The organism is Duganella flavida (assembly GCF_009857445.1).
Taxonomy (GTDB): Bacteria; Pseudomonadota; Gammaproteobacteria; order Burkholderiales; family Burkholderiaceae_D; genus Rugamonas; species Rugamonas flavida.
The window spans coordinates 77,489-100,292 of sequence record NZ_WWCN01000002.1 but is presented as its reverse complement, the minus strand read 5'-3'; the positions used below and the strand labels follow the sequence as shown (position 1 = coordinate 100,292).

Sequence of the window (22,804 nt, the reverse complement as noted above, 5' to 3'; positions counted from 1 at the left end):
GTATCATGTTTGCCATTGCCTACTTTGAAGCGCGCCAGCGCCTCAAACTGTTATCGACCTGGGTCTACTTCTTCGGCTTCCTGGCGCTAACCATGCTGTGGATGGCTGCCGCCGGCGGCTTCTTCAAAGGCGCTTCGGTCACCTTCGGCAGCCAGCTGATCGACTCGCCGCGCTCGCTCATGTTCACCACCAGCTTCCTCGGCTCGATCGGCGTGATCGTCATCGCCGCCATGATGGGGCGCTCGGTGCAGCAGGACTTCGAGTACGACATGCAGCACTTCTTCTTCAGTGCGCCGATCAAGAAACACCAGTACATGTTCGGTCGTTTCCTCGGCGCCTACATCACGCTGGCGGCGATCTTCACCAGCATCCTGATCGGTGCGTGGCTGGGCAGCTTCATCCCCGGCATCGATCCCGAGCGGCTGGCGCATGCGGATGCAATTGCTTATGTGATCCCCTACTTTGTCGTCATCCTGCCCAACATCTTCATCTTTGGTGCGGTGTTCTTCATCCTGGCGGCGCTGACGCGGCGCATGCTGCCGGTCTATATCTCCAGCGTGGTCATGCTGATCGGCTACATGGTGGCGCCCGGCCTGGCGCGCGACCTCGACTACAAAACCTTCGCCGCCCTGATCGACCCATTCGGCACCACCGCCGTGATCCGCCTGACCGAGTACTGGCCCATCATCGAGCGCAACACCCGCTTGTTCCTGCCGGAAGGCGTGTACCTGCTGAACCGCGTGATCTGGGCTTCGGCTGCGCTGGTGGGCCTGATGGTCGGCTACTGGCGTTTCCACTTCATCGCCACCAGCGATAGCGGCCACGGCAAGCGCACCAGCACCGGCGAAGGCGAAATCCCGCAACACCTGTCGCAAACCTCCACCAACACGCAAGAGAAGCCTGACTTTCAGGCACGCAGCCTCGGCTGGCTGTTGTTGCGTTCCAGCTGGCTCAACCTGCGCGAGACTACCAAGAACATCTACTTCCTGGTGATCGTGCTGGCCGGCGTGCTGATGATGGGCGCCTCCTCGCTGGACATGGGCTCGCTGTGGGGTACCAATACTTACCCAGTCACCTACCAGGTGCTGGAAATCGTCAGCGAAACCTTCGCGCTGTTCATGATGGTGATCACCACCTTCTACGCCGGCGAACTGATTTGGCGCGAGCGCGAAGCCCACATGGCGCAAATGCTGGATGCACTGCCGGTGCCAAGCTGGCTGCCGCTGCTGGCCAAGCTGTTCGCGCTGATCGGCCTGCAGTTGGTGCTGATGGTGATCGTTATGCTGACCGGCATGGCGGTGCAAATCTTCCAGGGCTACTTCCTGCTGGAGCCGGGCCTGTACCTGCATCACCTGTTCCTGCTGCAAATGCCAGGCTATGCGCTGACAGCGGTGCTGGCGATTGCGCTGCAAGTGCTGATCAACCAGCGCTACATCGCCTACTTTGCGATGATCGTCTACTACATCATCAGCGTGACGGCGAGCAGCATCGGGCTGGATAACCCGATGCTCATCTACGGCAACATGCCGAGCATTACCTACTCCGCCATGAACGGCTACGGCCACTTCCTGCTGCGTGAACGTTGGTACGAAGCTTACTGGGGCGGTGCGGCGCTGCTGCTGACCGTACTGTCGTTGCTGTTCTGGGCGCGCGGCACCAACGACGGCTGGCGCCAGCGCCTGCAACTGGCGCGCCATGCGCTGACCGTGCCGGTGCTGACCACCATCACCGTCGGCGTGCTGATTTTCGGCGGCGCCGGCGGCGTGCTGTTCTACAACCAGTACATGGCCAACTGCTTCAAATCGACCTATTACAAGGAAGCGGAAAAAGCCAGCTACGAGCGCAAGTACAAGCAATACGCCGTGCTGCCGCAGCCGCGCATCACCGACGTCAAACTGAACGTCGACATGTGGCCGGACAAGCGCGTGCTGATCGTCAAGGGCCGCTACGTGCTGCAGAACAAAACCACGCAGCCGGTCAACGACATCATCATCACCCAGGACAACACCGTAGCGCAGTACCGCGTGCGCTTCAGCCAGGAAGTACGCAACGGCTTGCAGGACGACGATCTGGGCTTCTACACCTACAAACTCAGCAAGCCGTTGGCGCCGGGCGCGCAAATGGCGATGGATTTTGACATCAGCTACACCCCGCAAGGCATTCTCGGCCTTGGCCGCGACACGCCGGTGATCGGCAATGGCACCTTCTTCAACAACGGCATCATGCCGCACATCGGCTACCAGCAGGATTGGGAACTGAGCGATGCGAGCGACCGTAGAAAGCACAAGCTGCCGGTGCGCGAGCGCATGCTGCCGCGTGACGATGTGGGCGGCCTGGCCAACAACGCTGTCAGCAACGACGCCGACTGGATCAATTTCGACACCACCGTCAGCACCAGCGCCGACCAGACCGCGATTGCGCCAGGCACGCTGGTCAAGGACTGGAGCAGCAAGGGTCGCCGCTACTTCCACTACAAGATGGACCAGCCGATGCTGAATATGTACGGCTTCCAGTCAGCGCGCTATCTGGTCAAGCGCGACTGGTGGCAGGACGTGGGTATCGAGCTGTACTACCATCCGGGCCATGAGTACAACCTCGACCGCATGGACAAGGGCATCAAGGAATCGCTGGATTACTACACTAAAAATTTTGGTCCGTACCAGCACAAGCTGGTGCGCATCGTCGAGTTCCCGCGCTATGCGCAGTTTGCGCAGTCGTATCCAAACACCATTCCGTATTCGGAATCGGTGGGCTTTATTGCCAAGGTCAACGACAAGAATCCGAAGGATATCGACTACCCGTTCTACATCACCGCGCATGAAGTAGCGCACCAGTGGTGGGGCCATCAGCTGGTGGCCGGCAACACGCGCGGCAGCACGGTGCTGAGCGAAACGCTGGCCGAGTACTCGGCGCTGATGGTGATGAAGAAGAATTTTGGCCCGGGCAAAATGCGCCGCTTCCTGCACTATGACCTGGACCACTACCTGATCGGCCGCGCGCTGGAACGCAAGAAGGAACTGCCGCTGGCGGAAAACGAAAACCAGAACTACATCCACTACCGCAAAGGCAGCATGGCCATGTACCAGCTGCAGGAAATGCTGGGTGAGGACAAGGTCAACGGCGCGCTGAAAGAGCTCCTGAACCAGTACGGCCGCAAGTCCGGACCGTATCCGAGCGTGACGGTGCTGGTGGATGCGCTGCGCAAAATCACGCCGGCCGACCAGGCTTACCTGATCGACGACCTGTTCAACTACATCGTGCTGTATGAGAATCACGCCGTCGCGGCGACTGCACGCAAGCTGAATGATGGGCGTTACGAAGTCAGCTTCACCGTCAGCGCCGCCAAGGTGCGCGCTGGGGAGCAAGGCGAGGAGAAAGATAGCGCGCTGCGCGACTGGATCGACATCGGCATTGACGACAAAGACGGCAACAGCCTGCTGCGCCAGCGTATGCTGATCACGCAGAAGGAGAATCGCTACACGGTGGTGGTGAGCGGCCGCCCGGCCAAAGCGGGCATCGATCCAGACAACAAGCTGATCGACCGCAAGCCGGACGACAATATGATCAACGTCGAGCTACAGGCGCAGTAAGCGCAGCATGGATTCCCGCTTTCGCGGGAATGACGGCAACGCGCAACGCCGTCGTCCCCGCGCAGGCGGGGCCCCATGCTGATTAAGCGCGGAGTTGCAAGTGCCGACCAGCCGGCGCCTCGTGCAGCTTGAACACCGCCACGATGGCCGTCAGCGCATCTGCCTGATCGTGCAGCGAGCCTGCGGCGGCGGCGGCTTCTTCCACCAGCGCCGCGTTCTGCTGTGTTACCTGGTCCATCTGGCCGATGGCCTGGTTGACCTGCTCGATACCGCTGCTTTGCTCCAGCGAAGCCGAGGTGATTTCGCCCATGATATCGGTCACGCGCTGAATGCTGTCCACCACTTCGGTCATGGTGTTACCGGCCTGCGTCACCAGCGAGCTGCCGGCGTTGACCTTCTCCAGCGAATCGTCGATCAGCGTCTTGATCTCTTTAGCCGCCGCCGCACTGCGCTGCGCCAGGTTGCGCACTTCCGACGCCACCACCGCGAAGCCGCGGCCCTGCTCGCCCGCACGCGCCGCTTCAACCGCCGCGTTCAACGCCAGGATATTGGTCTGGAAAGCGATACCATCAATCACGCTGATGATGTCGGCAATCTTGCGCGACGAACCGGTAATCGCATCCATCGTCGTCACCACTTCCGACACCACGCCGCCGCCGCGCTGCGCCACTTCCGACGCCTTCACTGCCAGTTGGTTGGCCTGGCGCGCGTTGTCCGCATTCTGCTTCACCGTCGCGGTCAACTCTTCCATCGACGACGCGGTTTCTTCCAGGCTGGACGCCTGCTCTTCGGTGCGGCCCGACAAATCCAGATTGCCCGCCGCGATCTGGCTCGACGCAGTCGAAATACTCTCGGTGCCATTGCGTACTTCAGTCACGATGCCGATCAGGCCATCATTCATTTGCTGCAACGCTTGCAGCAGGCGGCCGGTTTCATCCGTGCTGGTAGCTTCAATATGCGAGGTCAAATCCTTGTTCGCCACCGCCACCGCGATCTCCACAGCCTGGCTCAGCGGCACCGTAATGCCGCGCGTCAGACGCCATGCGCATACGCCGCCCAGCACCAGCACTACCAGTCCGCACACAGTCATGAAAGTGCGGCTGCTTTCGTACTGCTCTTCAATACGTGCGGCGTTGGCGTCGATGCTCTTGCGCTGCAAATCCAGCAGGCCGCTCAGCGAACCCAGGTAAGCCTTGCCGGCCGGCGTAAAGCGCTGGTCCAGCACCTCGGCCGCCTCTTCCAGCTTGCCGTCCTTCTTCAGGGCGACAATGGCGTCGCGGGCAGACAGATAACGCTTGCGGTTATCCATCATGCCGCTGAAGATGGCTTTTTCCTCATCGCTTTCCAGCAGCGGTTCAACCTTCTTTTGCAGGCCGTTGACTTCGGCCGTGGACGAGGCAGTCTCCTCGGCAAAGAACGGGCCCAGCGACGGATCGGAGCTCTTCGAAATCGCCGAGGTGCGGCGCACGCTGGTGTGGATCAGGCGATACCAGTCCGAAATCATGCGCTCCTTGGCCAGTGGCTGCTGCATCATGTCGCGGGTGGCGCTGGCTACCGTGCTCATGTGACGGATGCCAATCACCGTCATCAACATCATCAACGCCAATACCAAGCCAAAGCCCGCCGCAAGGCGCGTGCCGATTTTCAAATTTTTCATGATGAAGAGTGCCCGCGAAGGCAATGTTGGAATTAAAGAAGCGTTACCACTATTGAAACTGCGATTCGGGTAGATGAATAATGATTTCCCGATAGAACGATAAGTTTATCACGGAAAACAATTAAGCGCTTACGCGGTGACCGAAAGCGAGTTCACGAAACCTTGGTCAAAGGAACTGGAGATGAGGGTACTGGCGAGGTTGGGATTGGTTTTGAGTACTTCCGCCCAGTTGGCGGAGGCTTGTGCGGACAGCGCGCCGCTGAGTGCGCCAGTACCGGTGTAGACACCGGAGCCGACAGCGCTGGTGGCCAGCGAGGAAACGATGCCCTGGTCCAGTGCCTGCTGGACCGAGGTCGATGCATCAACGTTATTATTCTTATCAGCCACATTGACGGGTTCTTCGACGGTGCCGGCCTGCTGCAAGGTATTGAGCAAGCCGCTGGGCGTGTACACCGTGGCGCCAGTGGAGCCACCGAGCGACGCCACCACCGCCGACTGCGCCGACAAACTCACCGCCTGCGACGTCAACGCCTCTGCCGACGTCGCCGGAGAGACGGTCGGCACATACGGCTGGTAAGCCGCATTGGAGGTAACAGTGTTGAGCGAGACGGTCATGGTGACTTCAATATAGCACTAAACCGGGCGTTTTAAAGGCGCCCGGTTTTGAGTGAAAAGAGAATCAGATTTTAGCTGCGTCGTGGTCGCGCTTGACCTTCTCGTCATGACGCTCCACTTTTTCATCGTGGCGGGCCAGTTTGGCGTCTTGCTTGTCGGTCTTGCGATGGGCGATCACTTTCTCGTCGTGCTTGATCTCCTGCTTTTGCTGCTTGATCGCTTGCTGCTCGCTGCGGCGCGCCTGGTCCATTTGCTGGGCACCTGCCAAATCGCCTTTTTTCACATCGGCATTCTCGGCGCGGGCCAGCGCATTGCGCTCGTGGCGTTCCGCTTGCAGCTGCTGCTTGCCGGCGGCGACTTCACCTTTTTTGACTGCAATCACCGCGTTGTCATGCTTGATCTCGCGGGTGTCCTGATGAATCTGTTTGGTGTCCTGGCGGATCTGCGCATTGTCTTGCTGGACTTGGGCCACTGGGGTCTGCGCAAATGCTGCAGCGCTGATCATCGAAAGCAGGCCGGTAATCATCAGGGTCTTGGTTTTCATGGCGTCGTTCCTTTTCGTTGGGTTTGCAGATCGCTGTTCATCAGCGTCTTGAGCATATAACGCGGCCTCCTCAAAGCAAGACGACCACATTTCCGTAAGAAAAGTTACGAGTTGTATCCGGCCAGCGACTGCGCCAGCTCGCGCTGCCAGCCGCTGGCCTGTGCGCGGTTCCACACCAGCGACACGTGCTCCACGCATTCAAAAGCGCAGTCAGTGACCTGGATGCGGCGCAGCTCATTGTCCGCCAGCGCGAAATCTGGCAGGTAAGCCAGCGCCTGTCCTGCCTTCACCAGCGTCAGCAGCAGTTGCAGGTCGTCGGTCCAGTAGCGGATCTTGCGCGGCAGTTGGTCGTCGCGCCAGCCGTCCGAATGCGCACCGCGCTGTACGCCACAAAACAGCGAACGCGATGGACAGGCGAAGTCGTGCTTCAACACTTCCGCCGTGTTGGCCTTCAGCTTGCGCGCCTTCACCAAGGGGTGCTGCGTACCCGCCATCAGGTGCAGTGTGATGCTGCCCAGCGGCGTGGCTTCCCACTCCTCCGACCAGTGCTCGCCGCGCCCCTCGATCACATCGCTGGTAACGATGGCGGCGTTGATGTCGCCGCGCGCCAGCGCCGCCAGCGCTTCGTCTTCGAACATGGCTTGCATGCGCAGGCTGGCTTCGGGATAGGCTTGCAGCGCTTGCGACAACATCCCGCCATGCCGCCACAGCAAAATTGCCGGGCCGCCAATACGGCTATCGATGGCGGCTTGCTCGCCCATCAGGTCGGCCTTGGCCTGGTCAGCCAGCGCCAGCAAAGTCTGCGCGCGGCTCAGCAGCAGCTGGCCGCTGTCATTCAGCACCAGTTGCTTGGCGCTACGATCGAACAACGGCTTGCCCAGCACATCCTCCAGCCGCTTGAGGGCTTTGGAGACGGCCGATGGCGTCAAATGCATCTCTTGCGCCGCCGCGCCCAGCGACGGGCGGCGCGCAGCGCTGACAAAGATGCGCAAATCGCTGAGATTCATCGTTTCCTAACGGGATACAAAAGGTGAATTTAAGTTGCTTTACTGGATATGAACATCATCATACCATTTCAGGCTATGACTACCATCTCGCAAAAACAATGGATCTACCGCCGCCAGCCGACGGGCCAGATCACCACCGACCACTACCAACTCGTCGAACAAGCGCTGGATACCACGCTGGCCGACGGCGAAGTGCTGATTGAGTCGCGCTACTTCAGCGTCGATCCCTATATGCGCATCGGCCAGTCGAGCAAGCCGACTTACGATGCCGATCCGCATCCGCTCAACACCGTGCAGCAAGGCGCCGTCGTGTCGCAAGTGCTGGCCTCCAACGCGCCTGGCTTTGCCGACGGCGACTGGGTGCAAAGCTACACCGGCTGGCAGACCCACGCCCGCGTGCACGCCAGCGCTTTGAAGCGCATCGATCCTGATCTGGCGCCGGTCACCACTGCGCTCGGCGTACTCGGCATGCCGGGCCGCACCGCGTGGTTCGGCCTGACCGAATCGGGCAAGCCGCATGCAGGTGAAGTGGTGGTCGTATCCGGCGCGGCCGGCGCGGTGGGTTCGCTGGTGGTGCAGTTCGCCAAGCGCCACGGCGCGCGCGTGCTGGGCATCGCCGGCGGTCCGGCCAAGTGTGACTGGGTGCGCAACACCCTGGGCGCCGACTGGGCCATCGACTACAAAGCCTTCAACAACGCCGACGCGCTGGGCGCGGACATCCAACGCCTGACCGGCGGCGTCGACGTCTACTTCGACAACGTTGGCGGCATGGTGACCGACGCTATCATCCCGCTGATCAACCGCCGCGCGCGCATCGTGATTTGCGGCCAGATCAGCCAGTACAGCGGCGGCCTTGAAACGCCGGAACTGGGCCCGCGCCTGCTGCACCACATGCTGTACCAGCGCGCCACAATTCAAGGCATGCTGGCGCGCGACTACCTGCACCGCATGGATGAAATGACCCGCATCGTCGGACCCTGGGTGAAAGCGGGCGAAATCGTATTTGAAGAAACCGTGATCAACGGCTTCGAGCAACTGCCATCGGCGCTGAACTCGCTGTTCACCGGCGATCACCGCGGCAAGCTGCTGGTGAAAGCATGAGGTTCGCGGCGCTCTTAGCAACGGCAATGCTGGTGAGCGGCGGCGCCTTTGCCGCCGACGTCACCTATGGCGAGCACGGCATGGCGCTATTTGGCGGCAAGGATGGCTTGTATGCCTCGCACCTGCCGATGTTCCATGCGCCGCATGATTACCAGGTCATCCTGCAAGTGCACGTGGCCAATGCCGCCACCGACGCCGCATTGCGCAAGCGCCTCGACGGCAAGACCGCCTTATGGACCATCGCGCCGGAGAAGTTTGAACTCTCGCGCCTGGCGCCACAAGCGCCGTCGCCGCTCAAGCAGTTCAAGGCCGACCTGGTGCAAGGACACTTCGAGCAAGGCGGCAAAACGCAATACGCGGCGTCGACCATCGTGGTCGACAACGTGCTCATGTTCCGCAAATTGTCGCCGGAGCAGCACGCCAGCAGCATCGCCACCTATATGCAAATCGGCAGCGGCCAGCAGCGCTATCTGGTGAAGCACATCGACGGCCGCCCCGACTACGACCACATCCTGTCCTACCGCGCCGCACCGGGCGCCGCGACTGATGACATCACCGTCATCAAACAAGACCTGCGCCAGCCGAGCCCGGCAGAACTGGCCACCGCCCTCCACACCCGCTGCGACGCCATCAAGGGCACCGTCTACTACTATACCGACGATCTCAAGTGACAGAGATAGCGCAAGCAACGCATGCAGCGGCTTGCCGGCGCATCCAGCAAAACGCGTAGTTCGGGACGTGCCGGTAGATCCTCCGGCAACCGCAGGTTCCACGCCAGGCCTGCGGCGCGCATCGCACACAACACCCACCAGCCCGGGTCCCACTCATCCACCTTCAGGCCCAGCCGCGCTGAGCCTGGAAAAGCATGGTGGTTGTTATGCCAGCACTCGCCCATCGTCAGCAAGGACGCCAGCCGGATGTTGTGCCCTTGTACAGCAGCGCCGTGCACCTCATACTCCATTGCGCCATGATTGTGGGCGAAATAGCCGATCAGCCAATGGCCGAACACGCCAGCAGTGACCCGCGCGCAAGTGCCGAAAAAAACATAAGCCCATCCGCCCCACCAGTACAGCAGTAGCGCAACCGGCAGCTGCTGCAGCATCCACGTCCGCTCCAGGAATTGATAGCAGCGGTCCTGTGCGATACGCGGTTCGATATGGATATGCGGCTCGTTCTGCAAGCGCAGCTCGCAGTTCAGCTGCCACCATGCATCGACCCAGAACGAACGGCCATGACGCAGATAGTCATGGCAATCAGGCAGACGCTGCCATAGCAAGAAACCATAACGACTTCGCCGGCGCGTACTTCACTTCACCGGCAAGAATATCGACAGGCGCGACCGCCTTCACCCTATGCTGGTCACTATGCGAGAACGACATGCTGTACCTCCTCTCAGGATATGCTGACTAGACTGCCTTCTTTTTTTGCTCAAGGCCTTGGGTTCACGCTTCAACGGCCGGCCGACGGAACAAACCTCCAGCGCATAGCCGGTCAGCGTATTGGCGAGGCTATCGGCGTTCAGCTTGTAAAACACGAACTGTCCTTTGCGCGCGCTGGTCACGAGACCTGCATGTTGCAGTATCGACAAATGACGTGAGATCGCCGGCGCGCTCATCTCAAAACGCGCCGCCAGGTCGGAAGTCGACAGCTCCACTTCCGATAAGTAAGCCAATATCTGCCGCCGTGGCTTGGACGCCAAGGCTTCGAACACGCGGTCCAGTTCCATGAATTTAAGTATTAACGAGTAAGTTAATATTTAAATCTTCTTCAAGAAGCCAGTAAAAAATTGTCAGATAATCATCATTTTAGCAAATCTTTGGAGAAATGCTCCGTTACCTGCGCGCAAAAGCCGACTGGCAGCACGTGGGGATATCAATGGCGCTGCCGTTCAGTACTCTTAATCATTAGGTCGCAATTAACATTTTTGAATGATAGTATGGTAACCATCGCGCTCCCACGAGCCGAACTACACTAGATATTTCCGCAAGAAACGTGTAAAGGAATTGAAATGCGCCGTAAAAATATGCACCAATTGAAACTGGCTGTTGCCAGTTTGGCATTCAGCGCCATTGCTATGCCCGCAATGGCCGAAATAATTGATTTTGACGACGTCAATGGTTTTGGCGACCCTCTTCTCCAAAACACATTCGTGGATCCCGGCTATCATGGATTTAACCTGACCGGCGGCTTCGGCAGCAGCAGCTGGGTCATCAGCACGGCCAAGCTTCCTACCTTCCCTCAGGACAATGCCCATTCCGGCAAGCTATACGCTTACTCCAATGCGGGAACTGACCTGCATTTGGATTCAGTCAGCGGCACGTTCCGCTTGAACGACTTTTGGGCCCGTAGCGGCGATAACGACACACCGTACAGCCTCGTCGTGACAGCCTATAAGGGAGGTGCGGAGGTGTTTTCACAAACACTGGCAATTGACACCACTTATAAGTTCTACTCCATGAATTTAGTCGACGTAGACTCTGTGCGCTTCAGTACGAACGGCGCAACGAACTTGCTGCTGGACGACATTAGCGTGAATGCCCCTACACCTGTCCCGGAACCTGCAACCTGGGGCATGCTGGTAGCTGGTCTGGCAATCGTGGCTGGCGTAGCACGACGCAAGAAAAAGCTGGCTTAACACCATCATCAACCGCAAAAAGCCCGGCCTGTTAGAGCTGGGCTTTTTCGCATCTTAATCCCCGTCCACGGAACTCGCCGACAAAGACGCGAGGTTGAACAGATTGTTAGGCCAGCGCACGGCGCAAATTGTTACCTGCTGAACATGTTGTCTGATCCATGGCGGGAAATAGATTGACCAGCGCGCCTTCCCAGTCCTTCGATTGAAGATGCACACAACATTGCTGGATGCGTCGGCTAACGCCGGTGGGCTTTAGCATCTTGCAGCCTAACGTGATTGTTCAGCGGCGGCATCAGGCGTCCACTGGAGCTCAGAAGCGAAATAAGCACGATCCTTTGCAGCCACCGTAGCCTCCATCTTCGGAAGTGCAACGGAGAGAAATTCGTCTACAGCAGTGGCAACGTCACTCGGCCCAGCGTAAAAGTACTACCTGCGGCACAAAGCGTAAGTAGGAGCAAACCAGGAAGCAAGGAAATCAAAGAAGGTAACACGCCGTCGTAGGGCCAACCGGCCAATACAATGCGAATGACCGAGCCCCCCAGGATAAGCTAACCAACAAAGCAATACTGTGCCACAGATAAAGGGACCAACGTTTTCTTAGTAAAAGGCCTACGGCTGTGACCAAAGAGATGAGAGCGGGAATCAACCAAAGAAAAGACGCAGTAGAAACCACCCACCAACCAAGGTAGATTGAAGCGATAACAAGGACTACCGCCAGAAATTTGATCGCCATGACAGATGCGCCCTAACGTTGAACTAAGCGGCTGGCCGCCCGTAAATTAAAAATATAAACCGATCTGTGTCCGGTCAGTCCGCTTGAGTTAGCTGTTGGCGCGTGCGGTTCACGAACCTAACACAAACCGGAAGCGTATGCTCTAGGTGTTTTTTGTGATCTAGCGCGGCCGGATTCAATGATAAAATTTGCAATATTCTTATCTATCCGGATTGGCACATGCACGCAACTGAACTTCGATTGATTCAACTGGCGCGGCAGATTGGTGGGGTGGCGCAGCAGGCGGCGCTGGCTTATGAACAGGCGCAGGCGGGGTTGCAGTTGGGACGGCTTTTTACGCTGGAGAGTGTCGCTACCACTGAAGGTACGCGCCAGGCGCTCGATATCGTGGACCGGCTCACAGAGCTGCATCAGGCGCATCAGCAGATGTTTGCCAAGTTTGTGCCAGCGATGATGCAGCAGATTTCGGAGGCCATCGCGGCGCTGCCGGCGGAGAAGGTGCATGAGTATGAGCAGGGCCTTATTCCATCGCTGAACACCACACTCGCGGGACAGGCGGAGTTCTACGCCAACCGCGACCGCTGGATCGCAGCGGTGCGCGAGATGTTCGCTATCGTTGATCGGAACCGCGATGTCATCAGCTTTGACGACGGCCAGATACTGTTCCATGACGATGATGTGATCGACCGCTACGAAGCCGCGCAGCAAGTCATCAACGATATCCACGAATACGAGGTCGCGCACATGCAGGAGAAGGCGGCGCGGGCGATGGCCGCCAGCGCCTATCTTGCGGCGTTAGAGAACGGCGCAGCGCAATAAGAAACGGGACCCGAAGGTCCCGTTGTTTTACTCTGCTGTGGCAGCAGCTTTTTTGACTGCTGGTTTCTTCGCTGCCGCTTTCTTGGCGGCTGGCTTTTTCACCGCAGCGGCTTTTTTCGCCGGTGCTTTTTTCGCGGCGGTTGCGGCGCCGTCGTCACCTTCGGAAGCGGCAGCGGCGGCTTTACCTTTGGCCGGCGCTTTAGCTTTGCGCTCTTCAAACTCGAAGCTGATCTTGCCGTCCTTGCCCTTCACCAGGAAGGCCTTGAACGGACGGCGCGTACGCTGCGATACAAAGCCTGGCAGCAGGTCGGTCTTGCCGTCGTTGAGCAGCTTGGCCATTTGCTCCGGCAGGATTTCCTGCTGCAGGATGATGCGGCCGCTACGGAAATCGCACGCCTTCGGTTTCGCTACGCTGTGCTCGCAAACGTAAGCCAGACCCATCTCGTACACACCACCATTGCACTTAGGGCACGGGCCCAGCGCGGTTTGGCCGGTGAAATCGACTGGTTCCGAATCTTCCGAATCGTCGTTCTGGCCGAAGTCGAACTCCAGCTTGAAGTTCTTGATCTCTTCATCTTTCACGATGCGCAGGATGGCGGCAAACGGACGGCCCATCTTCGAGCGGAAGCCTTGCAGCGGACCAATGGTGCGGTCTTTCAGCAGCTGTTCCACTTCGTCGATTTCAAACTGGCGGCCACCCGGCGTTTTGCTCATCGAGAATTCGCACTTGGTGCAGGCGAAGCGACGATAGTTTTCCTTCACCACGCCGCCGCAGTTCGGGCACGGCGTGTGCATGGTGTGGTAATCACCAGGAATCGTATCGTTGTCGTATTCCTTGGCACGCTTGACGATAATCTGCGTCATCTGCGCGATCTCGCGCATGAATTCGTCACGCGAGATTTTGCCCTTCTCCATCTGCGACAGCTTGTATTCCCACTCGCCGGTCAGCTCGGGGGCGGTCAGTTCGTTCACGCCCAAGCCGCGCAGCAGGGTCATCAGCTGGAATGCTTTGGCGGTCGGCATCAGCTCGCGGCCTTCGCGCAGCAGATACTTCTCGGAGATCAGACCTTCAATGGTGGCAGCGCGCGTCGCTGGCGTGCCCAGGCCTTTGCCGGCCATGGCGTCGCGCAGTTCGTCGTCTTCCACCAGCTTGCCGGCGCCTTCCATTGCCGACAGCAGCGTCGCCTCGGTATAGCGTGCAGGCGGCTTGGTGACCAGGCCGTTGGCGTCGACGCCATCGGTCAGCACTTTCTCGCCCTTGGCCACCGGCACCAGGCTCTTGTTGTTGCCTTCTTTTTCCTTGTCGTCGCCGTCGGCTTCCTTGCCGTAGATCGCCAGCCAGCCCGGGTTGGTCATGACCTTGCCTTCAGTCTTGAAGGTGTGGCCCGACACTTCGGTGAAGCGGGTGGTGACCTGGAACTCGGCAACCGGGAAGAACACGGCCAGGAAGCGGCGCGTCACCAGGTCGTACAGTTTCTGTTCCGGCTCGGACAGGTTCTTCGGTGCGATCGGCGTCGGGATGATCGCAAAGTGGTCCGAGATCTTGGTGTTGTCAAAGATGCGCTTGTTCGGTTTGACCCAGCCCTTGTCCAGGATCTGCTTGGCGAACTGGTGGTAGTTATTGTTCTCTTTCACCGAGTCCAGCGTCTGCTTGACGGTGTCCAGGTAATCTTCCGGCAGGTGGCGCGAATCGGTACGCGGGTAGGTCAGCACTTTGTGCTTTTCGTACAGCGCTTGCGCCAGGCCCAACGTGTTCTTGGCCGAGAAACCAAAGCGCGAGTTGGCTTCGCGCTGCAGGCTGGTCAGGTCGAACAGGCCCGGCGACATCGAGGTGGTCGGCTTGGCTTCTTCGGTGACGACGCCCTGCTTGCCGCGCACAGCCAGCGCGATGGAGTCGGCCGCAGCCTTGCTCCACAGGCGCTCAGCGCGTTTCTCAGGATCGGTTTCGTCTTTCTTGAACTTGGTGTCCAGCCAGCGGCCTTCGTACACGCCGGCGGCGCAAACGAATTCCGCGCGCACTTCCCAGAAGTCGCGCGAGACGAATTTCTTGATCTTTTCTTCACGCTCAACCACGATCGACAGGGTCGGCGTTTGCACGCGGCCCACGGTGGTCAGGTAGAAGCCGCCCTCTTTCGAGTTGAAGGCGGTCATGGCGCGGGTGCCGTTGATACCGATCAGCCAGTCCGCTTCCGAGCGGCAGCGCGCGGCATCGGCCAGCGGCATCATGTCTTCATCGGTACGCAATTTCGTGAAACCGTCGCGGATCGCGGTCGGCGTCATCGATTGCAGCCACAGACGCTGGACCGGTTGCTTGGCCTTGGCGTTCTGCGCGATCAGGCGGAAGATCAGTTCTCCTTCGCGGCCCGCGTCACATGCGTTAATCAGGCCGGTCACGTCTTTACGCTTGATCAGCTTGTTCAGCACCTTGAGGCGCGCTTCGGTCTTGGCGATCGGGTTCAGTGCAAAGTACGGCGGAATCATCGGCAGGTGCGCGAAGCTCCATTTGCCGCGCTTGACGTCATGTTCTTCCGGGACGGCGATTTCCAGCAGGTGACCGACGGCGGAGGACAACACGTACTCGTCGGATTCAAAGTACTCATCGTGCTTGGTAAAGCCGCCCAGCGTCTTCGCGATGTCATTCGCGACCGACGGTTTTTCGGCGATGATGAGGGTTTTGCTCATATTTTAGTATCTCGTTTTTAACACTTTGGGGGATTAGCATGCGCATCATACATGGATCGCAGCGCAATCTACATGTTTCCGTCACAGTCTTATCAAGACAACAATAATACGCGGATTGCTTGGCGGACTGCAAGCGTACTACGCCACAGAGCCAATTATGGCTTGATATATTGCCTACAGGGAAGTTTTATGCGGGATTAATGCAACAGGCGCGGCGCCTGGTCTTCATCCGAGCCGAACAGGTCGTCAAACATCAGGGCGTCCGGCTCTTTGCCCTGGCTCCACAGCAGCATCAGGACGATGACTTTGAGCTTGCCCAGCGAGACCGGCATTTCTTCCAGCGCCAGCGCGCGTTCGATGACGATCTCGCGCTGCAGCGGCGACAGCACTTTGGCCGATTCGAGAAATTGGATGAAGCCGATGGCAGCGCCGCCCAGTGCATCCGTTTCTTCTTCAACGTAGAAACGGGTGCCGGTGGAGGCGGCAGTCAATGCCTGTTCAACCCCGGCAATTTCCGTCAGGTCGGTCAGCCAGACCAGGGCCTCGGAGATCTCGACATCGTCAAAACCGACGGCCGACAGCTTCTTGGCCAATGCGGCCGGCTCGGGGCAGGCATCGGGACGGTAATAAGTCTCGTAGAGATAAACAAGGACGTCGAACATGGCTCTACTCTATCAGTTAAAACGAATCCGAGACAAGTGCTGTTCAAATCCGCAACCGTTGAAACATTCCGCCTGGCAAACGCTCGAGCAGGCCGGCTAACTCCAGCGCCAGCAACTGGCCTTGCAGCTCGCCGGCCGGCTGGTCCAGCCGTTCGGCCAGCAGCTCGGCTGCCAGCGGGTCGGCGCCCATGGCCTCGAGGATGCGGTCGACAAAACTGTCATCCGGCGTGGAACGTGAGCCAGCTTCGGCGTCGGCCAGCATTTGCATGTCGGCCAGCACGTCGTAGCCGGATTCCACCAGCCGCGCGCCCTCGCGTATCAATTGGTGACAGCCTTTGGAGAGTGTCGCATGAATCGATCCGGGGACGGCGTACACATCGCGCCCCTGTCCCACCGCAAGCCGCGCCGTGATCAATGAGCCGGACTGCGCCGCCGCTTCCACCACCAGCACGCCACGCGCCAGCCCGCTGATGATGCGATTGCGGCGCGGGAAGTTGTCGCGCGACGGCGGCGTGGCCAGCGGGTACTCGCTAATGATGCAGCCTTCTTCAGCAATGCGGCGGGCCAGTGCGCCGTTACGGGCGGGATAGATGCGGTCGATGCCGGTGCCCAGCACGGCGATGGTGCCGCCGGGGCCGTTCAAGCCGCCGAGATGGGCGGCGGCGTCGATGCCCAGCGCCAGCCCGGACACCACTGTCACGCCAGCCTCGGACAGCGTCTGCGCCATGCGTTCGGCATTCAGCACGCCCTGCCGGCTGGCGTTGCGCGAGCCCACCACTGCCACCGAATGGCGCGCCAGCAGTTCGGCGCGGCCTTTGATGTACAGCAGCAAAGGCGCGGCCACGATGTTGCTCAGGTATTCGGGATAATCAGGGTGGCCGAACGGCAGCAGGCGGTTGCCAGGCTGCGCTTGCCAGGCCTGCATGGCGTCCAGCCACGGTTCGGTCTCGGCGGCCGCCACGCCGGTTGGCGGCGCCAGCAAGGCATTGGCCTGGCGCGCCGTGACGACTTCCAGAAGGGCACTGCGATCGGCCGCGAAGATCTCGCTCGGCGTACCGAAGCGTTCCAGCAGCCTGTGCGCGGTCAGCAGGCCGACGCCGCCGGTCTGTTGCAGACGCAGCCAGCCCGCCAGCGCTGGCCTTGTCAATTCGGTAGGGGTATCCGTGGCTTGCACGGCGCGGCTTACTCCGGCGACTTGGCGACGTCGCCCACTGCCACCGGCGCTGTCACCTGCATGATCAAGCCGTAGGAAATATGCTTGAACGTGCGGAAGATAAACAAGCTGCCCACTTCTTCATCCGGCAGCTTGACCTGCTGCTCGCGCCCGAACCAGCTGCTCTTGGCCGTGGAATCGCTCACAGTTCTTCCTGCATGGTACAGCTGTAAAACGGTGCCGATATCGAGTCCGTCAAGCTTTCCGCGATTAATGCTGACAATCTGGTTCTGACCGGCGTGGGTAACGCCGCCGTAGATCGCCACCACGCGCGCGTCGACCGGCTGCCCGGGCGGATGCGGCGCATAGTTCTGCATTGGCGTCGGCGGCACGGCACGCAGCTGGTCGCCCTTGCCGATCTCTTCTGAGGCGGTGGCGACGGTGAAGGTGTGCACGTCAGAGCCGGCCTTGGCCTCGGCTTGCAGTTTCAGCGTGCCGAGGTAAAACGCCTCGTAGCCGATAACTTGCTTGGTAACAGGATCTTTCAACGGCGCGCCGGGACGGAACACCTGGAACGAGGTATTGTTTTTCAAGTCGCCGCGCACATAAGCCTTGTCGCCCTTGCCGAGGAACACCCTGCCCTCCTGCGTAGCGATGATGCGTGGCGCGCCTTTCAGTTCGTCATCTTCAATGATCAGCGGCTGGGTCAGGAATGGTTCGATCACGCCCGGCGGAATGGACGGCACGGCGTCCTTGCCCAGGCCTTCGGTGCGGATGCGCGGCTCCAGCTTTTGCGTCGATGGGTCGTTGACACCCTCGCCCAACTGGTTGCCCAGCCGCAGACGGCCAGCGGCACGGTCAAACCAGATAATCTGGCCCGGATAAATCCAGTGCGGATTGGCGATATCGTCACGGTTCATGCCCCACACGGTCGGCCAACACCACGGTTTTTGCAGGAACACGCCGGAGATATCCCACAGCGTATCGCCCTTAACCACCACATGGCGGTCCGGCGCATCGGCCCGGAATTCGCATTTCAGAGGCGCCGCCGAGGCCGCTGAGGCGGCGACAAACAGCGCGGCCAATGCGTAGCGGGTACCGACTATGCTAAAATTTTTCATTAATAGATCCAGTAAGTGCGCCGCAAGCACACGGCAGCAGAGCAGGAAAGCTTGCCAAATTGAATCAAATTCTGCCCATAAAACCCTGAACTAGCAAGCGAAACCGCGCTCGGGAAAACCGCGCGGCGACAGGGACATTAGCAAGGCAATCACATAGTTTTCACTTAATCATCATGGCAATTTTAAATATTCTGCGTTACCCCGATCCACGCCTGCACAAAGTGGCTGTGCCAGTCACCGCGTTTGACGAGCGCCTGGAGAAACTGGTGGCCGACATGGCCGAGACCATGTACGACGCGCCAGGCATCGGCCTGGCCGCCTCGCAAGTGGACGTGCACGAGCAAGTGGTGGTGATCGACACCTCCGAAGACAAGAGCGCGCTGGTCGCCTACATCAATCCGGAAATCCTGTGGAGCAGCGACGACAAGCAGGTCTACGATGAAGGCTGCCTGTCGGTGCCGGGCGTGTACGACGGCGTCGAGCGTCCATCCAAAGTCAAAGTGCGCGCCTTCGATGTCAAAGGCCAGCCGTTTGAAGTGGACGCCGACGGCCTGCTGGCTGTGTGCATCCAGCACGAGATGGATCACCTGAAAGGCAAGGTCTTCGTTGAATACCTGTCGCCGATGAAGCGCAACCGCATCAAGACCAAGCTGCAAAAAGAAGAACGCGGCATGCAGCGCGAAGCCCAGCTGCGCGCACAAGGCCGTCGCTTCTGATGAAAGTCATCTTCGCCGGCACCCCGGAATTTGCCGCCGTGGCTCTGCAGTCGCTGCACGAGGCTGGTTTTGAAATCCCGCTGGTGCTGACCCAGCCGGACCGTCCTGCCGGCCGTGGCATGCAGCTGCAGCCGTCGGCGGTGAAGCAGTACGCGGTGTCGAAAGGCATTGAAGTGCTGCAGCCACTGTCGCTGCGCATGGACAGCAAAGACCCGCAGCGCGCGGAAGAAGCCAAGGCCGCGCATGCACGCCTGCTGGCCACGCCGTACGACGTGATGGTTGTGGCCGCCTACGGCCTGATCCTGCCGCGCTCGACGCTGGACATCAAGCCTTGCCTCAACATTCACGGTTCGCTGCTGCCGCGCTGGCGTGGCGCCGCGCCGATTCATCGCGCGATCGAAGCGGGCGATACGGAAACCGGCATCACCATCATGGAGATGGAAGAAGGCCTGGACACCGGCCCGATGCTGCTGATCGAACGCGTCGCCATCGAAAACAGTGACACCACCGGCAGCCTGCACGACAAGCTGGCGGCGCTGGGCGGCAAGATGATTGTCGACGCGCTCAACAAGATGAAAGCCGGCCAGCTGCAAGCAACGGTGCAGCCGGAAGAAGGCGTGAACTACGCGTCCAAGATCAGCAAGGAAGAAGCCGCGCTGGACTTTTCGCAACCGGCAGTGGAGATCAGCCGCAAGATCCGCGCCTTCAATCCCTTCCCGGGTGCGCATGGCACGGTCAACGGCGTCAACATCAAGCTGTGGGGTGCGGAAGTGCTGGACGGCGGCAACGCGCAAGCCGGCAAGGTGCTGTCGGCCGATGCCCAGCATGGCATTGTGGTCGCCTGCGGCACTGGCTCGCTGCGTTTGACCCAGCTGCAAAAACCGGGCGGCAAGCGCCTGCCTGCGGCGGAATTCATCAAAGGCTTCCCGCTTGAAGGCCTGTCGTTCAGCTAAATTTTAGCAACCTCAAGCACGATCGCAGCATATTCGTTATGATGTTTTATTGCCCGACCGATTTCGCGCCGGGCCTTATAAACAAAGGGAATATGCATATGAGCGACGTGATCAATCACCTCAACTGGCGCTACGCCACCAAGAAATTCGACGCATCGAAAAAGCTCGATGACGAGAAGCTGAACCGCATACTCGAAGCCATCCGCCTGACCCCGACCTCGAGCGGCCTGCAGCCGTTTGAAATCCTCGTGGTGAAGAATGACGGCCTGCGCGCCAAAATCCGCGAAGTGGCATGGGGCCAGTCGCAAGTGACCGAGGCTTCGCACCTGCTGGTGTTCGCAGCTTGGGACAACATCACTCCAGCCCGCATCGATGCGGCATTTGATTACACCAATGAAGTACGCGGCTTCATCAACGAAGGCTGGGAAGCATATCGCAAGCAGCTGCACGGCATCGTTGCTGCACGCACTGAAGCGGCTAACTTTGACGCCGCTGCGCGCCAGGCCTACATTGGTCTCGGCGTGGCACTGGTCGCGGCCGCTGCGGAAGGCGTGGACAGCACGCCGATGGAAGGTTTCGATCCAGCCGCTGTCGACCAGATCCTGGGCCTGAAAGAACGTAACCTGCGCAGCGTGGTGATTCTGCCGCTGGGCTACCGCCAGGAAGAAGGCGACTGGCTGGTGAACCTGAAAAAGGTACGCCGTCCGCACGACAAATTCGTGACCGAGATCGTTTAATCGGCTAGTGAAATGACACGGTCGCCGTCGGCTGGCTTGCAGCCTTCGGCGATCGGCGTCCAGCCACGATGGATGACGATCTGTTTTTCGTCGTGGCACAACTCCACGCGCTCGCTTTGCGGAAAGCGGGCGCGTACAAAACTCTCGATCGTGGTCGGCAGGCTGATATGCAGCTTGAGCGCAGCGCGGTCTTCATCTGGATGATCATCCAGATGCAGCAGCGGCACGAAGTACGAGGCCAGCATCCAGAAGCGCGATCCCACTTCCACCGGTTCCGGCGCATAACCTGCATTGCGCAGCCAGCCTTGCGCGCGTTCGCGCAAATCCTCACCATCGGCCAGACTGCCCCACCCTGCGGCCAGCATTTCGATTAGCCATTGATTGCAGTTCTGGTAGCGCAAGCTGTAGGCGTAAGCATTGGCGCTGTACTGCGCCGCCAGCAGGTGCAAGGAACGCGGCGTGTCCGGCTGTAGCGAAAACACCGCTTGCGGCGGCAGATGTACGATACTCAGGTAGCCAAGCTTGGGATCATCCGTGCCCAACGCGAAACCGGCCAGGCCTTGGTCGTAAATGCGCGGGCGGTGCTCATCGCAAGCGTAGTACAGCTGGCGCGCCGACCACAGTCCCGGCTCCGAGCGCCACGCAAGGGCTGCATGAGAATAGCGGATGTTGAAGCGCGACAGATCCAGTCCGGAGCGGCTGACTAGCGCGACGTTTTCCTCACTGGCAGCTAGCTCGTCGCGCAGCACCGCGGCAAAGCGCAGCAGGCGGTCTTGCTCAGCGGCGGTCAGTTCTTGCGAGCGGTCGCAGAAGCGGCCGGAAGATGCGTGGGCTGCGCCTGCGGAAAACAACAGGCACAGCGCCAGCGTAACAGCTCGTTTCAAAGGCCCAGCGGACGCGAGGCCAGCTCGCCATGCCACTCATCGGCCAGCACAAGGTAGAACGGCTGGCGATTATCGGCGCGGCCGAACTCGATGCCGTACACGCGGTTGTGCGCATACATCGCATCGCCCACCGCCAGTTGCTGCTTGTCGAAAGTCGATTGCGGCAGGTCGAGCACGATGCGCTGTTCCGGATCATCGGCTTGCAGCGTCAGGCGAGTACGGCCGGCGCGCTCCGGCGTGACGGCGATCTGGATGATGCGGTAATCGCCATCCGCCACCTTGTGGCCGTTGTGCGAGCTGTTACTGGAACCAGTCAGCGAATCGGACACGCTACCGCTCGATGCGGAGCCGGCACTGGATGCCGACGAGGCGATGCTTTCCGCCTGGGCGGTCAAGGCCAAACCCAGCGCGGCCGCAGCGGCGATCAAACGTAAAGAGCATTTCATCAACAATTCCTCAACTCGGCAAATAAGGAATTTTACGCTATCCTGCTGTGTATGAATGGGGAGTTAGCGATGCGTGAAATCACCTGCTGGTTCGACTTTGCCAGCAACTACAGCTACCTGAGCGTGCTGCGCCTGGCGCGGCAAAAGAACGTCATCGTCCACTGGAAGCCGTTCCTGCTGGGGCCGATCTTCAAGGAGCAAGGCTGGGACAATTCGCCCTTCGTGCTGCAAAAGGACAAGGGCGACTACGTGTGGAAAGACATGCCGCGCGAGTGCGCCAAGTACGGCCTGCCGTGGCGTCAGCCATCCGAATTCCCACGCCGCTCGATCCTGGCGGCGCGCGTTGCCTTGCTGGGCGAGCACCAGCCGTGGATCGCCGAATTCTGCGCCCGCGTCATGCTGGCCAATTTCGAGCATGACGAAGACATTGGCAGTGTAGAGTGCATCGCCGCCATCTTAACCAGCATCGGCCTCGATGCGGAAGCAATCCTGGCCGCTGCACTATCCGCCGACAACAAAGCCCGCCTGCACGCCCGCACCGACGAAGCGCGCGCCCTCCACCTCTTCGGCGCCCCCACCTTCTTCGTCGGCCCCGACATGTACTGGGGCAACGACCGCCTGAGCGATGCCCTAGCCCACGCCACGCGCTGAAATGGCAGATTGTTGCGGCGATGCCTCTGTTGGCTGAAGCTTATTCAGGGATGCCGTATAATCTCAGACCGCCCTCAGCTCCAGGCGCGGTTCCCACG

21 protein-coding genes are annotated in these 22,804 nt (G+C 59.8%); 9 read left to right on the top strand and 12 right to left on the bottom strand.

Going from position 1 to position 22,804, the window contains the following annotated elements:
- The first annotated feature begins 5 nt into the window (after positions 1-5).
- Positions 6-3,590 (top strand): ABC transporter permease/M1 family aminopeptidase, encoded by a 3,585-nt coding sequence (locus GTP46_RS02740; RefSeq protein ID WP_161005096.1) that lies wholly within the window; start codon positions 6-8, stop codon positions 3,588-3,590.
- Positions 3,591-3,672: 82 nt separating this feature from the next.
- On the opposite strand, the gene GTP46_RS02735 is transcribed toward GTP46_RS02740, so the two are convergent.
- The 4 genes from GTP46_RS02735 to GTP46_RS02720 form a co-directional block, all read right to left on the bottom strand.
- Positions 3,673-5,247, bottom strand: coding sequence for a methyl-accepting chemotaxis protein (locus GTP46_RS02735; RefSeq protein ID WP_161005095.1), 1,575 nt, complete (start codon positions 5,245-5,247; stop codon positions 3,673-3,675).
- Positions 5,248-5,376: 129 nt separating this feature from the next.
- A complete protein-coding gene (locus GTP46_RS02730; RefSeq protein ID WP_161005094.1) occupies positions 5,377-5,862 on the bottom strand; it encodes a hypothetical protein in 486 nt (161 codons plus the stop codon).
- A 64-nt stretch (positions 5,863-5,926) separates the two neighbouring features.
- On the bottom strand, positions 5,927-6,406 hold the full coding sequence (locus GTP46_RS02725) for a hypothetical protein (RefSeq protein ID WP_161005093.1): 480 nt from the start codon (positions 6,404-6,406) through the stop codon (positions 5,927-5,929).
- Between the two features lie 104 nt (positions 6,407-6,510).
- Positions 6,511-7,413, bottom strand: coding sequence for a LysR family transcriptional regulator (locus GTP46_RS02720; protein ID WP_161005092.1), 903 nt, complete (start codon positions 7,411-7,413; stop codon positions 6,511-6,513).
- A gap of 75 nt (positions 7,414-7,488) precedes the next feature.
- On the opposite strand from GTP46_RS02720, the gene GTP46_RS02715 reads away from it, so the two are divergent.
- Both GTP46_RS02715 and GTP46_RS02710 read left to right on the top strand, forming a co-directional pair.
- Positions 7,489-8,514, top strand: coding sequence for an NADP-dependent oxidoreductase (locus GTP46_RS02715; protein WP_161005091.1), 1,026 nt, complete (start codon positions 7,489-7,491; stop codon positions 8,512-8,514).
- Positions 8,511-9,185: a hypothetical protein gene (locus GTP46_RS02710; protein ID WP_161005090.1), complete on the top strand. Its 675-nt coding sequence runs from the start codon at positions 8,511-8,513 to the stop codon at positions 9,183-9,185. Before GTP46_RS02715 ends, GTP46_RS02710 begins: the two co-directional genes overlap by 4 nt.
- Here the strand turns inward: GTP46_RS02710 and GTP46_RS02705 are convergent.
- Both GTP46_RS02705 and GTP46_RS02700 read right to left on the bottom strand, forming a co-directional pair.
- A complete protein-coding gene (locus tag GTP46_RS02705; RefSeq protein ID WP_161005089.1) occupies positions 9,164-9,790 on the bottom strand; it encodes a fatty acid desaturase in 627 nt (208 codons plus the stop codon). The genes GTP46_RS02710 and GTP46_RS02705 overlap by 22 nt on opposite strands.
- Positions 9,791-9,859: 69 nt before the next feature.
- Positions 9,860-10,240: a metalloregulator ArsR/SmtB family transcription factor gene (locus GTP46_RS02700; RefSeq protein ID WP_161005088.1), complete on the bottom strand. Its 381-nt coding sequence runs from the start codon at positions 10,238-10,240 to the stop codon at positions 9,860-9,862.
- 282 nt (positions 10,241-10,522) lie between these two features.
- Here GTP46_RS02700 and GTP46_RS02695 point away from each other — a divergent pair, with 282 nt between their 5' ends.
- Together GTP46_RS02695 and GTP46_RS02690 are read left to right on the top strand one after the other, a co-directional pair.
- Entirely contained in the window at positions 10,523-11,149 is a 627-nt protein-coding gene (locus GTP46_RS02695) for a PEP-CTERM sorting domain-containing protein (protein WP_161005087.1), read from the top strand.
- 952 nt (positions 11,150-12,101) lie between these two features.
- Positions 12,102-12,701, top strand: coding sequence for a hypothetical protein (locus GTP46_RS02690; protein ID WP_161005086.1), 600 nt, complete (start codon positions 12,102-12,104; stop codon positions 12,699-12,701).
- Between the two features lie 27 nt (positions 12,702-12,728).
- Here the strand turns inward: GTP46_RS02690 and GTP46_RS02685 are convergent, their stop codons facing one another.
- The 4 genes from GTP46_RS02685 to GTP46_RS02670 all read right to left on the bottom strand — a co-directional run bounded on the left by GTP46_RS02685 (position 12,729) and on the right by GTP46_RS02670 (position 18,319).
- Positions 12,729-15,383: a DNA topoisomerase III gene (locus tag GTP46_RS02685; RefSeq protein ID WP_161005085.1), complete on the bottom strand. Its 2,655-nt coding sequence runs from the start codon at positions 15,381-15,383 to the stop codon at positions 12,729-12,731.
- Positions 15,384-15,580: 197 nt separating this feature from the next.
- A complete protein-coding gene (locus GTP46_RS02680; RefSeq protein ID WP_161005084.1) occupies positions 15,581-16,045 on the bottom strand; it encodes a Smg family protein in 465 nt (154 codons plus the stop codon).
- A gap of 43 nt (positions 16,046-16,088) precedes the next feature.
- On the bottom strand, positions 16,089-17,219 hold the full coding sequence (gene dprA, locus GTP46_RS02675) for a DNA-processing protein DprA (RefSeq protein WP_161005083.1): 1,131 nt from the start codon (positions 17,217-17,219) through the stop codon (positions 16,089-16,091).
- 8 nt (positions 17,220-17,227) lie between these two features.
- Entirely contained in the window at positions 17,228-18,319 is a 1,092-nt protein-coding gene (locus GTP46_RS02670; protein WP_161005082.1) for a LysM peptidoglycan-binding domain-containing protein, read from the bottom strand.
- A 173-nt stretch (positions 18,320-18,492) separates the two neighbouring features.
- Between GTP46_RS02670 and def the strand changes: the two genes are divergently transcribed.
- The 3 genes from def (at position 18,493) to GTP46_RS02655 (ending at position 20,725) form a co-directional block, all read left to right on the top strand.
- On the top strand, positions 18,493-19,035 hold the full coding sequence (gene def, locus GTP46_RS02665; protein WP_161005081.1) for a peptide deformylase: 543 nt from the start codon (positions 18,493-18,495) through the stop codon (positions 19,033-19,035).
- Positions 19,035-19,988, top strand: coding sequence for a methionyl-tRNA formyltransferase (fmt, locus tag GTP46_RS02660; protein ID WP_161005080.1), 954 nt, complete (start codon positions 19,035-19,037; stop codon positions 19,986-19,988). The genes def and fmt overlap by 1 nt, the downstream gene beginning before the upstream one ends.
- Before the next feature lie 98 nt (positions 19,989-20,086).
- Entirely contained in the window at positions 20,087-20,725 is a 639-nt protein-coding gene (locus GTP46_RS02655; RefSeq protein ID WP_161005079.1) for an NAD(P)H-dependent oxidoreductase, read from the top strand.
- On the opposite strand, the gene GTP46_RS02650 is transcribed toward GTP46_RS02655, so the two are convergent.
- Complete coding sequence (locus GTP46_RS02650) at positions 20,722-21,609, bottom strand: DUF2145 domain-containing protein (RefSeq protein ID WP_161005078.1); 888 nt, start codon at positions 21,607-21,609, stop codon at positions 20,722-20,724. The two genes, GTP46_RS02655 and GTP46_RS02650, sit on opposite strands and share 4 nt — an antisense overlap.
- On the bottom strand, positions 21,606-22,055 hold the full coding sequence (locus GTP46_RS02645) for a hypothetical protein (RefSeq protein ID WP_161005077.1): 450 nt from the start codon (positions 22,053-22,055) through the stop codon (positions 21,606-21,608). The genes GTP46_RS02650 and GTP46_RS02645 overlap by 4 nt, the downstream gene beginning before the upstream one ends.
- Positions 22,056-22,124: 69 nt before the next feature.
- On the opposite strand from GTP46_RS02645, the gene GTP46_RS02640 reads away from it, so the two are divergent.
- On the top strand, positions 22,125-22,706 hold the full coding sequence (locus tag GTP46_RS02640) for a 2-hydroxychromene-2-carboxylate isomerase (protein WP_229258779.1): 582 nt from the start codon (positions 22,125-22,127) through the stop codon (positions 22,704-22,706).
- Positions 22,707-22,804: the final 98 nt, after the last annotated feature.